The 11,822-nt window shown below is 70.2% G+C and carries 9 protein-coding genes and 1 tRNA gene; 8 read left to right on the top strand and 2 right to left on the bottom strand.

Going from position 1 to position 11,822, the window contains the following annotated elements:
* The first annotated feature begins 20 nt into the window (after window positions 1–20).
* Window positions 21–1,253 carry a DNA replication/repair protein RecF gene (gene recF / locus IFY26_RS11940; protein ID WP_232549229.1) on the top strand — a complete coding sequence of 411 codons (1,233 nt, stop codon included), beginning with the start codon at window positions 21–23 and terminating at the stop codon, window positions 1,251–1,253.
* Window positions 1,246–1,836 carry a DciA family protein gene (locus IFY26_RS11935; protein WP_232549228.1) on the top strand — a complete coding sequence of 197 codons (591 nt, stop codon included), beginning with the start codon at window positions 1,246–1,248 and terminating at the stop codon, window positions 1,834–1,836. The genes recF and IFY26_RS11935 overlap by 8 nt, the downstream gene beginning before the upstream one ends.
* On the opposite strand, the gene IFY26_RS11930 is transcribed toward IFY26_RS11935, so the two are convergent.
* On the bottom strand, window positions 1,833–2,942 hold the full coding sequence (locus IFY26_RS11930) for a winged helix DNA-binding domain-containing protein (RefSeq protein WP_232549227.1): 1,110 nt from the start codon (window positions 2,940–2,942) through the stop codon (window positions 1,833–1,835). The genes IFY26_RS11935 and IFY26_RS11930 overlap by 4 nt on opposite strands.
* Window positions 2,943–3,455: 513 nt before the next feature.
* Between IFY26_RS11930 and IFY26_RS11925 the strand changes: the two genes are divergently transcribed.
* Window positions 3,456–4,247, top strand: coding sequence for a hypothetical protein (locus IFY26_RS11925; protein WP_232549226.1), 792 nt, complete (start codon window positions 3,456–3,458; stop codon window positions 4,245–4,247).
* A gap of 21 nt (window positions 4,248–4,268) precedes the next feature.
* Here the strand turns inward: IFY26_RS11925 and IFY26_RS18250 are convergent, their stop codons facing one another.
* Window positions 4,269–5,066: a response regulator transcription factor gene (locus tag IFY26_RS18250; protein WP_232549225.1), complete on the bottom strand. Its 798-nt coding sequence runs from the start codon at window positions 5,064–5,066 to the stop codon at window positions 4,269–4,271.
* 573 nt (window positions 5,067–5,639) lie between these two features.
* On the opposite strand from IFY26_RS18250, the gene IFY26_RS11915 reads away from it, so the two are divergent.
* The 5 genes from IFY26_RS11915 to IFY26_RS11895 all read left to right on the top strand — a co-directional run bounded on the left by IFY26_RS11915 (window position 5,640) and on the right by IFY26_RS11895 (window position 11,786).
* Entirely contained in the window at window positions 5,640–7,694 is a 2,055-nt protein-coding gene (locus tag IFY26_RS11915) for a DNA topoisomerase subunit B (protein WP_232549224.1), read from the top strand.
* A 15-nt stretch (window positions 7,695–7,709) separates the two neighbouring features.
* Window positions 7,710–10,508, top strand: coding sequence for a DNA gyrase subunit A (gene gyrA, locus IFY26_RS11910; RefSeq protein WP_416046575.1), 2,799 nt, complete (start codon window positions 7,710–7,712; stop codon window positions 10,506–10,508).
* The gene (locus IFY26_RS11905) at window positions 10,501–11,001 is read left to right on the top strand and encodes a DUF3566 domain-containing protein (protein ID WP_232549223.1); all 501 of its coding nucleotides are present in this window, start codon (window positions 10,501–10,503) and stop codon (window positions 10,999–11,001) included. The genes gyrA and IFY26_RS11905 overlap by 8 nt, the downstream gene beginning before the upstream one ends.
* Window positions 11,002–11,025: 24 nt before the next feature.
* On the top strand, window positions 11,026–11,670 hold the full coding sequence (locus IFY26_RS11900) for a CDP-alcohol phosphatidyltransferase family protein (RefSeq protein ID WP_232549222.1): 645 nt from the start codon (window positions 11,026–11,028) through the stop codon (window positions 11,668–11,670).
* A gap of 39 nt (window positions 11,671–11,709) precedes the next feature.
* A tRNA-Ile gene (locus tag IFY26_RS11895) sits at window positions 11,710–11,786 on the top strand.
* The last annotated feature ends 36 nt before the right edge of the window (window positions 11,787–11,822 follow it).

Genomic DNA, 11,822 nt, shown 5'->3' with positions numbered 1-11,822 from the left:
ACGCGACGGCCGGTGACCCCGTGTTCGTGACGCACCTCAGCTTGGCCGACTTCCGCTCCTGGCCGTTGGCTGAGCTGGCGCTTGAGCGCGGCGTCACCACGCTCACCGGCCGCAACGGCCAGGGCAAGACGAACCTGGTGGAGGCGGTGGAGTACCTCGCGACGCTGGGTTCGCACCGCGTGGCGGCGGACGCCCCGCTGATCCGGTTCGGCGCGCCGCGGGCGATCGTGCGGGCCCGCGTCCAAGCCGGTGCGGACGATCCGCGCACCCTCGCGCTCGAGATCGAGATCATCGCCGGGCGCGCCAACAAGGCCTCGCTCAACCGGGGCCCGCTGAAGCGGCCGCGCGACCTGCTCGGCGCGCTGCGTGTCGTGCTGTTCTCCCCGGAGGATTTGGCGCTCGTCAAGGGCGATCCGGCCGACCGGCGTCGGTTCATCGACGACCTCCTCACCCAGCGATGGCCGCGCCTGGCCGGCGTCCGTGCCGACTACGACCGGGTGCTGCGGCAGCGCTCGACGCTGCTGAAGTCCCTGGGTGGACGCCGCGGTGCGGTGGACGCCGGCGCCGCGGCCACGCTCGATGTCTGGGACGACTCCCTGGCCCGGCTCGGCGGGGAGATCGTCCATGCGCGGCTGCGGACCCTCACCGACATGGCCGGGTCGGTGGCCGACGCCTACCTCGCCATCGCACCGTCCAACAACGACGCGCGCGTGGCGTACAAGTCGTCGTCGCTCGGGTTGGATCCCACCCCCGACGCTGCCGCCCCGTCCGATCGGGCGGCCCCGTCCGGTGGGGCGGGGCCGCAGGGGCCGCCGGAGCACCCGCCCGCGGGCGAGTGGGCCGACCGTTCGCCCGACGAGCTCGCCGAGCAACTCCGTGGCACGATGGAGCGCCGGCGCGGCGAGGAGATCGCGCGGGGGGTGAGCCTCGTGGGGCCGCACCGCGACGATGTCGTGCTGACCCTGGGGCCCCTCCCGGCGAAGGGTTACGCCTCCCACGGCGAGTCGTGGTCGTTCGCGCTGGCCCTGCGCCTCGGCGCCTACGCGCTGCTGCGCGAGGACGGCGTGGAACCCGTCCTCATCCTCGACGACGTGTTCGCCGAGCTGGACGAGGTGCGTCGCTCCCGGCTGGCCGAGCGCATCTCGGGGGCCGAGCAGGTGCTCATCACGGCCGCGGTGGCCTCCGATGTCCCCGATGCTCTGGCCGGTCGCCGATTTCGGATCGCGGACGGACAGGTGAGTCCCGATGAGTGACGAGCCGATCGCCCCCGAGGGGTCGGCCGAGCAGCCCACCGACGCCGATGCGTTCGATCCGCCCGCCTTCGATCCGCCGGAGCTCGAACCACCCGCGTTCGAACCGACGGGGCTGGACCTGGCCCGTCAGACCGCCCAGGCCGCCGGCCGGGCGGTGGTGCCTCCGCCGCCGCGGAAGAAGGCAGCGGCCGGGCGTCGGCGTCCGCGCGGATCCCAGGGCCGCGGCAGCGGTGATCCGACCCCGGTGGGTGACGCGCTGGAGGATGTCATCACGACGCGTGGGTGGGGCACCGAGGTGAACGTCCACCTGTTGCTGGGCCGCTGGGCCGAGCTGGTGGGCCCGGCGGTGGCCGAGCACAGCACGCCCGAGGCGTTCCGGGCCGGGGTGGTGGTCGTCCGGACATCGTCGACGAACTGGGCCGCGCAGTTGCGGCTCATGGCTCCCCAGCTTGTCGCGCGCATGAACTCCTCGCTCGGCGACGGCACCATCCGGTTGGTGAAGGTGCTGGGCCCCGAGGCGCCGAGCTGGCAGCACGGCCCGCGTACCGTCAAGGGCCGTGGACCGCGCGACACCTATGGCTAGCGGGGCAGCGCGGCGCTGAGCCTCGGCACAGCACTGGCCACGGCCGCGGGCAGGGACCCGAACGGGGCGAGGGCGACGGGCCTCCCCGCGGTCGTGGCCTTCTTCCAGGTGGCGACCGCATGGCCGCGGTGGAGGACCGTACCCTTGAACACGCCGTTGCCGCCCGGGACGACCAGCCGTTCCTCCTCGCGGGTCAGGACGGCGGAGCGGTCGCCGTAGCCGAGCACGATCTCGTCGAATCCCGGCAGCAACAGCGGGGCGGCCGTGGCCCGGCGATGTTCGGCGAAGCGATGGGGCAGGTCCGGAGCCATCCAGAACTCCCGCCCATCGACCTGGGTGGACACGATGTCGCCGGCGGCGGCGAGGTCGGCCACATGCGGTCGCGCCTCGGCCTTGCCGATCTTGGACCACCAACAGAAGTCGTCGACCGGCGCCGGTCCGCGCGCCCGGAGGTAGCGGGAGAGAAGCTCGCGCACGCCCTCGGCGCGGTCGAGGCGCCGGGGGGCGGGGATCCACGCGTCGGTGAGTACGAAGCGCTGCTCGCGGCCCAGCGTCGGCCCTTGGCAGATCACCCCCGCGACGGCGAGGTGGAACAGGTGGCGGTAGCCGCGTCCGTCATGGGTGGGGACGCCAGCGTCCTCCCACCGCGCGAAGAGTTCGGCGCGGGGCAGACCGTGGCCGGTGAGCCCCCCGCCGGCCAGCCCACTGCCGGCCAGCCCACCGCCGGCCAGCACCGTGCGGGCGGTCGCCTCCGCCCGCTCGAGCATGGCGGGGGTCAGGCCGAGCTCGTCGCGGCGGCGCGCCGTCGCCGTGCGGGTCTTCTCCGCCGTCAGTGCGGTGACCCAGCCGGCATCCTCGGCGGCCACGACGAACAAGGTGCCGCGCATCGGCCAGGTCCGGACGATCTGTCCCGCGTCGTAGGCGGCGGTCACCGCGGCGAGGGATCGCGCCTCGCTGCGGAGCGCCAACGACAGGCAGGACCCCGGGAAGTCCTGACCCTGCACGCACGTCAGATGCCGCACCACGTCGACCACGCCGGCGAGCGGCGGCACGAGGCCCTGCGCCACCAGGCGCATGCGAGCGACATCGGCGAGTGAGGTCTCCATGAACGCAAACTAGCCGCACCGGCAGCGAGCGCGCGAGTGTCTGGATCGCCGCGATGCGGCCCCCCGGGGTGGGCGGTGTGGGGGCGCCTGGGGTGCGGTCTCCCTGGTGCCGGTCGTGTTCGTAGATCTACGTATTTCGCCGTCGGTATCAACGATGGATGATCAGCTCTCCTGAGGTTGACCAGATGACCGACTGTCGAGCAAGGCGGACCGGGGAGGACTTTCGACGTGTCAATTTTCACGAAGGGTTTGAGACAGCAGCATGCGCCGTCGAGTCTGAGCACCGATCGTTGCCCTTGGAGTGGGCGACACGAACTCATCGATTCAGTCGAAAAGCTGGCCGAGACAAGGTCGAGACCCACCGCCTCGCCGCCAAAGACCTCGGGCCCGTTCGGCTCAAACCGCGGCGTCTCCACCCCGGCCCCCCATCGCCCATGGCAGGCGACGGCTCTGGCCCGGGCGCGCCTGCTGCAGTTCCAGGTGGAGCACCGGTCGGGCGGCGGGGCGAGTGCCGTGTACAACGGCTTGCTGGCCGATGTCGTTCGCATCTGCACGACCCGGGAGACGCTGCCGCAGAGGATCTCGGGAGTGCGGGTCGAGTGGGCATGGACCAATCTCCATGCGGCCGAGGTGATCTCGATCAGGACCATGAGGCCCGACGAGCTGTCGGCCGTGATTCCCCGAGCTGTCGACCTCGCGGCGAAGCGAATGCCCGAGGATCGTTCGCAAGGTGCAGCGCTGGCGCGGCTGACCGACCCCAACGCGGGTGCGCCGTCACCGCTGCTGGTCGCGCAGGTGGTTCAGAAGGCACACCAGCTCAGCGATGCGGCCCACGCCCGGGCACGCCACTTCCGCAACCTCGTGCTGGCGACCTCGGCGGGGCTGTTGCTCGCCGCCCTGCTGCTGATGCTCGTGGGCTGGTTGCAGCCCGCAGCCCTTCCGATGTGCAGCGGGGACCGGGCGGTGTGCCTGCTGGGGAACAGCCCCTCGTCCTGGGACGTGACGCTGATCGCCCTGGTGGGCGCGGCGTCAGGTGCCGTGGCGGGGGTCGTCGCCCTGCGCCGCATGCATGAGGAGGCCACGCCCTACCGGGTGCCGGTCGCACTGGCCCTGCTCAAGGTGCCGTCCGGCGCGCTGATGGCGGTGCTCGGGCTGCTGGTGCTGCGTTCCGGCATGATCGTGGCGCTCGAGGACGTGTCGACCGCCGCCGGCCTCCTGGGCGGGGCGATCGTCTTCGGGCTCGCCCAGGAGCTGCTGACCGGGCTGGTCGATCGACGAGGGCAGGAGGTCCTCAAGGCTGCCTGATGGCGATCTGGGTCCCGGCCGTCACATCGGACGGAGCAGCTGCACGGCGGACGTCCGATTGTCCACCTCCAGGCGGTCGAACGCGTTCTCCAGATGCTTGGCAACGGTGCTGGGAGCCACGCCGAGTCGCCGGGCTGCTTGGTGGTTGCTGAGGCCGTCCGCGACCAGGTGCAGGACCTCCACCTGCCGCGCGGTCAGGCGGGCCGCCATGGCGTCCGGCAGGTGGAGCACCGGGTCGTGACGGCCGAGAACCACGCGGTCGACCACAGGGACGACGGCCTGGGCCAGGTAACCGGTGGACAGCAGGTAGGCCCGCCGCATCGTCGCGCGCACGTGCGGGGCGAGCACGTTCAACATGTCCCGCTCGCGCAGGGAGTAGGCAGGTGAGGCACGCGCAACCGACACCGCTCTGACGCGTGGCAGTCGTCCCGCGATGTTCACGGTCATCTGGTGGTGTGCGCCCATCGGACCGTGGGACTCGGCGAACAGCGCGCTGGCCCTCCACTCGCGAGCACTCACCACGTCAAGGATGGTGACGGGGATCTTGGGTAGTTCGCGCGCGAACGTCCGCACGAAGGGATGGGTGTGCATGACAGAGCTGTAGGCCTCAAGGCTGGGCCGGAAGACGTCGGACGGCCAGAAGATGTCGATCTCCAGCAGCGGCGCCAGATCGCAGTGGTGGTAGACGGCCAGATCGGAGTGCAGCAAAGTGGCGATTCCGGGCAGCAGTCGATCTTCGACCTCCGCGAAGGTACGGATGTCGAGCATCTGCTCCACGAGATCCAGGGCACTCAGAAGATCGCCGCGAGTGAGTCCCACCGATATCACCCCTTGACGCCCCGCCGGTCGCTGGGGGATCACCAACCGGTCAGGCCGTGCTCACGACGGTACGCCTGTGGAGCGGGCCGCACCAGAGCCGTCTTCTGGGCAGGAAATCATCACCTGGCAAGAAGAGCGGGCAGCGCAGCTGCGGACGTCGGCGCAGGCCCGGGGGACGCGTCCGGGCGTCACCCCAGCTGCGGGCGTCCGTCGGTGAGGTGCTCGGCCAGGAACGCCTGCGGGTCGAGGCGGCCAGCAGGGCTTACCTCCACCCCTCAAACTCCGGTTTGGTGCTCGAACGCCGCCACCGGAAGCGGAGTTTGAGCCCGAAGTGTGAGTGTCGGCGCGGGCCGCGGGCCGGGCCCGTCGGCCGCTTCGGGCGGCTGGGGTGGTGTCCGGGGTCGATTGGGGGGAGATCGTCGGCTCTGAGGGGCGTCACGTCCGTGTGAGTGGGCATTTCGGAGGCGTGACGACCACGGAATCCGGTGCCGGTCGGGTAGAATCACACTGTTTCGAGGTCGCCGCCCGCCCGTTGCGCGCTGGGCGGCGACCGTGCGCAGGGAGAGAGTTTCGGTGACGACTGAGAATCACGGGCCGCGGCCCTCGGCGACATCGGTGGCCGAGGGTGTCTATGACGCCAGCGCCATCCAGGTGCTGGAGGGGCTCGAGGCGGTCCGGAAGCGTCCGGGCATGTACATCGGCTCCACCGGCGAGCGGGGCCTGCACCACCTGGTGCAGGAGATCGTCGACAACTCCGTCGACGAGGCGCTGGCCGGGTACGCCGACATGATCACGGTGACGCTGCTGCCGGGCGACGGCGTCCGCGTCACCGACAACGGCCGCGGCTTCCCGGTCGACCTGCACCCCAAGGAGAAGATCCCGGCGGTCACGCTGGCGCTCACGGTGCTGCACGCGGGCGGCAAGTTCGGCGCGGGTGGCTACAAGGTCTCCGGCGGCCTGCATGGCGTGGGCGCGTCCGTGGTGAACGCCTTGAGCGACCGGCTCACCGTGGACGTCCGCCGCGACGGCTACCACTGGCAGCAGAGCTTCACCCTCGGCGTCCCGGACGCCGACCTCGCCCGCCTGGAGCCGCTCGGCCCCGACGACGAGGTGGGCACCACCGTCACCTTCTTCGCCTCGCCCGACATCTTCGAGACGACGACGTACAACTGGGAGACGCTCGCCGGGCGCTTCCGGGAGATGTGCTTCCTCAACAAGGGCCTGACGATCCGGCTGGTCGACGAGCGGCCCACGAGCGCCGACGAGATGAACGCGGACGACCACGAGGCGGGCCTGACCGACTTCGTCGACGATGCCGAGGAGGAGGCGCGCGAGGTCACGTTCCGCTACGACGACGGGCTGATCGACTTCGTGACCTACCTGACCGGCACGAAGGACACGATCCACCCCACGGTGATCGCGATCGACGCCGAGGCTCCGGACGACCAGCTCGCCCTCGAGGTGGCGATGCAGTGGAACAGCTCGTTCACCGAGAGCGTGCACACCTTCGCCAACACCATCAACACCCACGAGGGCGGCACGCACGAGGAGGGCTTCCGCGCGGCGCTCACCAACACCGTCAATCGGTGGGGCGCCCAGTGGGGCATGATCAAGAAACCCGAGGACCGTCCCTCCGGTGATGACATCCGCGAAGGCCTCACCGCGATCATCTCGGTGAAGTTGGGCGAGCCGCAGTTCGAGGGCCAGACGAAGACGAAGCTGGGCAACACCGAGGCGAAGGGCTTCGTGCAGCGCGTGGTCAACGACCTGCTGGGCGACTGGTTCGAGAAGAACCCGGCCGAGGGCAAGGACATCATTCGCAAGGCCCAGGCCGCGGCCCAGGCGCGGATGGCGGCCCGCAAGGCGCGCGACCTCGCCCGCAACCGCAAGGGGCTTCTCGGCTCCAGCAGCCTGCCGGGCAAGCTCTCGGACTGCTCGAGCCGCAACCCGGCCGAGTGCGAGGTGTTCATCGTCGAGGGTGACTCCGCCGGCGGCTCGGCCAAGGGCGGACGCGACCCGCGCACCCAGGCGATCCTGCCGATCCGCGGCAAGATCCTGAACGTCGAGAAGGCGCGGCTGGATCGGATTCTGGCCAACAAGGAGGTCGAGGCGATCTTCAACGCCCTCGGCACCGGGTTCAGTGATGATTTCGACGTGGAGCGCCTGCGCTACCACAAGATCGTCCTGATGGCGGACGCCGACGTCGACGGCGCGCACATCCGCACCCTGCTGCTGACGCTGCTGTTCCGCTTCCTGCGCCCGCTGATCTCGGCCGGCCACGTGTACCTCGCCCAGCCGCCGCTGTTCCGGCTGCGCTGGACGAACGCGCCGCACGAGCTGGCCTACTCCGACGAGGAGCGGGACGGGCTGCGGGAGGCCGGCCTGGCCGCGGGCAAGAAGCTGCCGCAGGTCAACCCGATCCAGCGGTACAAGGGTCTGGGCGAGATGGACGCCGAGGACCTGTGGAACACCACCATGGACCCCGATCAGCGCACGCTCGCCCAGGTGACGCTCGAGGACGCGGCCGCGGCGTCCGACATGTTCAGCATTCTCATGGGGGAGGACGTCGAGCAGCGCCGGAGCTTCATCCAGCGCAACGCCAAGGACGTCCGCTTCCTCGACATCTGACCAGGAGGAACCAGCATGAGTGACACTCCGAACGAGCCCCCCGTTGACGGCCCTGGTGGCGAGGGCCCCGGTGGCGACGGACCGTCGGCGTCCGACCCCGTCGTGGGTGACGCGGCGGCGGCGAGCGACGCGGCGGCGTCCGCCCAGGGCACGGTGACGCTGCAGGGCAAGGTCGAGGAGATCGACCTCAACGAGGAGATCCAGAAGAGCTACCTCGACTACGCGATGAGCGTCATCGTGGGCCGGGCGCTGCCCGACGTCCGCGACGGCCTCAAGCCGGTGCACCGCCGCGTGCTGTACACGATGTACGACGGTGGCTACCGGCCCGACCGTGGCTGGAACAAGTGCTCGCGCGTCGTCGGGGACGTGATGGGCAAGTACCACCCCCACGGTGATTCGGCGATCTACGACACCCTCGTGCGCCTCGCGCAGCCGTGGGTGATGCGGCACAAGCTGGTGGACGGGCAGGGCAACTTCGGCTCGCCCGGCAACGACGGCGCCGCGGCCATGCGGTACACCGAGTGCAAGATGAACCCGCTCGCCATGGAGATGGTGCGCGACATCGACCAGAACACCGTCGACTTCCAGCCCAACTACGACAACAAGGACACCGAGCCCACGGTGCTGCCGGCGCGGTTCCCGAACCTGCTGGTGAACGGCTCGACGGGCATCGCAGTGGGCATGGCCACCAACATCCCGCCGCACAACCTGCGCGAGGTGAACGAGGCCGTCCAGTGGATGCTGGCGAACCCCGAGGCGTCCAAGGAGGAGATCCTGGAGGCGTGCATCGAGCGCATCCAGGGCCCCGATTTCCCCAACGGCGCCTACATCGTCGGGCGCAAGGGCATTGAGGACGCCTACCGCACCGGCCGCGGGTTGGTGACCATGCGCGCGGTGATCGACGTCGAGGAGGACGCCCGCGGGCGCACTTCGCTGGTGGTCACCGAGCTGCCGTACATGTGCAACCCGGACAATTTGGCGCTCAAGATCGCCGATTTGGTGAACTCCGGGCGGCTGACCGGCATCGCCGACATCCGCGACGACACCTCGGCCCGCACCGGGCAGCGGCTCGTGATCGTGCTCAAGCGCGACGCCCAGCCGCGGGTCGTGATGAACAACCTGTACAAGCACACCCCGCTGCAGGACACGTTCGGCTGCAACATGCTCGCCCTCGTCGACGACGTGCCGCGGACGCTGCGGCTCGACCAGTTCCTCGGCTACTGGATCCGCCACCAGATCCAGGTCATCCAGCGCCGGACGCAGTTCCGCCTCGACGAGGCCGAGCAGCGGGCGCACGTGTTCCGCGGGCTGGTGAAGGCGCTGGACGCCCTTGACGAGGTCATCGCGCTGATCCGGGCGTCGGCCACCACGGAGGAGGCCAGCACCGGACTGCAGCGGCTGCTGGACATCGACGAGGTGCAGGCCCGGGCGATTCTCGACATGCAGCTGCGGCGCCTGGCGGCTCTCGAGCGGCAGAAGATCATCGACCAGCTCGCCGAGCTCGAGCGGCAGATCGCCGACCTCAAGGACATCCTGGCCTCGCCTGCCCGGCAGCGCGAGATCGTCGGCTCGGAGCTGGCGGAGATCGTCGACAAGTGGGGCGACGAGCGCCGGACGCGGATCATCGCGGCCGACGGCGACCTCTCGAACGAGGATTTCATTCCGAACGAGGACATGGTCGTCACCATCACGCACGGCGGGTACGTGAAGCGGACGCGGTCGGACCAGTACCGGCTGCAGAAGCGGGGCGGCAAGGGCGTCCGGGGGGCGTCCCTGCGGGCCGACGACGCCGTGGAGCACCTGTTCACCACCGCGAGCCACGATTGGCTGTTGTTCTTCACCAACTTCGGCCGGGTCTACCGCACCAAGGTGTGGCAGCTGCCCGAGGCGGGGCGGGACGCGAAGGGCGGCCACGTCGCCGGGCTGATGAGCTTCCTGCCCGAGGAGCACATCGCGTCGATCCTGACCATTTCGGGGTACGACGCCAAGCCGTACCTGCTGCTGGCGACGAAGCGCGGGCTGGTCAAGAAGACGGCGCTGACCACGTACGACAGCGCCCGGCAGGCCGGGCTCATCGCGATCAACTTCCGCGACGAGGACGACGAGCTCATCGGCGCCGGGGTCTGCGGGCCCGAGGACGACGTGCTGCTCATCTCGCGCAAGGGGCAGGCGATCCGCTTCCAGGCCACCGACGAGCAGCTGCGGCCGATGGGGCGGGCGACGTCGGGCGTGACCGGCATGAAGTTCCGCGGGGACGACGAGCTGTTGTCGATGGCCGTCATCGGCGCCGACACCCCCGAGGACGACCGGTTCGTGTTCACCGTGACCGACGGCGGGTTCGCCAAGCGCACGGCGGTGAGCGAGTACCGGCTGCAGGGCCGTGGCGGCCTGGGCATCAAGGCCATGAAGCTGAACGAGGACCGGGGTTCGCTCGTCGGCGGGCTCGTGGTCGGGGCCGACGACGAGGTGATCGCGATCAAGGAGTCCGGCCAGGTGATGCGTTCCTCGGTGGACGAGGTGCCCGCGAAGGGTCGCGACACGATGGGCGTGAGGTTCGTCGGGCTGGCGTCCGGCGACAGCGTGTCGATCATCGCGCTCTACCCCGAGGCGCGGGCCGAGGAGATTCTCGCCGAGGCGGGGATGGACGGGTCGGCTGCGGGTGAGTCGGCTGCGGGTGAGTCGGACGAGGGTGACGCGGCGGCGTCCGAGGGGGGTGACTCCCCGGAGGAGGCCGGAGCGGCTACGGTTGTGGACACTGATCCGGAGGGGTCGGCCCGGGTGGATGACCGGGGTGAGGAGGACGACGGTGAGTGATTCGCGGCCGGTTTCGGCCACAGCGTCCTTCGACGACGGTCTGACGCTGTCGCCGGAGCCCAACGACCGGCGCACCGGCAACCTCGCCGACACCCGGCCCCGTCCCGCCGCGAGTGCTGTGCGGACGCGGCGCGCGCGCCTGCGCATCTCGCGGGTGGACCCGTGGTCGGTGATGAAGACGTCATTCCTGTTCTCGATCGCCGGCGGCATCATGACGTGGGTCGCGGTGTACGTGATCTGGACGCTGCTGGGGGCGTCCGGCATGTTCGAGGCGATCGACGCCGGCCTGACGATGCTGCTGAGCAATCCGCAGGACCAGACGCCGGTGCGCATGGAGGACTTCGTCAACACCAACCGGGTGATGGGCATCACGGCGCTGTTCGCGGTGGTCAACGTGATTCTGCTGACCGCGCTGGGGACGATCTTCGCGTTCCTGTACAACCTGTCGGCCAACATCCTGGGTGGTCTGGAGCTGACCCTGGCTGAGGACTGAGGCGCCGTGGGGGCGACGAGCCGGGTGGCTGCCGGGCGAGACCCGGGGGTCTGGACGGTTCCGAACGTCATCACGGTGCTGCGGTTCCTGCTGATCGGGCCGATCTGCTGGATGATCGTCACCGGTACGGCCGCGGGCACGTGGACGCCGGTGGTGCTGCTCGCCGTGTGGTCGAGCACCGACTGGGTGGACGGCCTGCTGGCGCGGATGCTGGACCAGCGCTCGCGGTTCGGGGAGATCATGGATCCCCTGGCCGACCGGCTGGGCATCACGGCGATCCTAGTGTCGCTCGGGGTGGCCGGCGTGGTGCAGTGGTGGTGGCTGGTCGCGATTGTGGCCGTGGACGCCCTCGTGATCGTGTTCGCCCACCGCGCCGCGCGCGACGGCAGCCTGCACGTGAGCTGGACGGGCAAGACGCGGACGGCGGTGCTGATGACCGCCATCGTGCTGCTGGTGCTCGGCGTCAGCGTGTGGCCGGCCGTGTTGGGCTGGGCGCAGGGGCTGATGGTGGCCGGCGTCGTGCTGCACGTGATCGCGGGGGCGGGGTACATCGTGAACGCCCAGCGCAAGCGGCCGGCGTCCGATGGAGGTGTTGAGGCGACGACCGGGGCGACCGACGGCGCCGAACCGCACGCCCGGGTAACCGGAGCCAGCGGATTTGAGCGCTGACCGAGCGGGGCGGTAGGGTAAGCACTCGGTGCACAGCACGGGCCTATAGCTCAGATGGTTAGAGCGCCGCCCTGATAAGGCGGAGGTCACTGGTTCAAGTCCAGTTAGGCCCACCACGAAAAACCCCCTCCCACTAGGGCAGGGGGTTTTTT

Origin of the sequence: Propioniciclava soli (assembly GCF_014858005.1) — a bacterium.
Taxonomy (GTDB): Bacteria; Actinomycetota; Actinomycetes; order Propionibacteriales; family Propionibacteriaceae; genus Propioniciclava; species Propioniciclava soli.
This window is presented reverse-complemented; position numbering and strand designations above follow the sequence as displayed.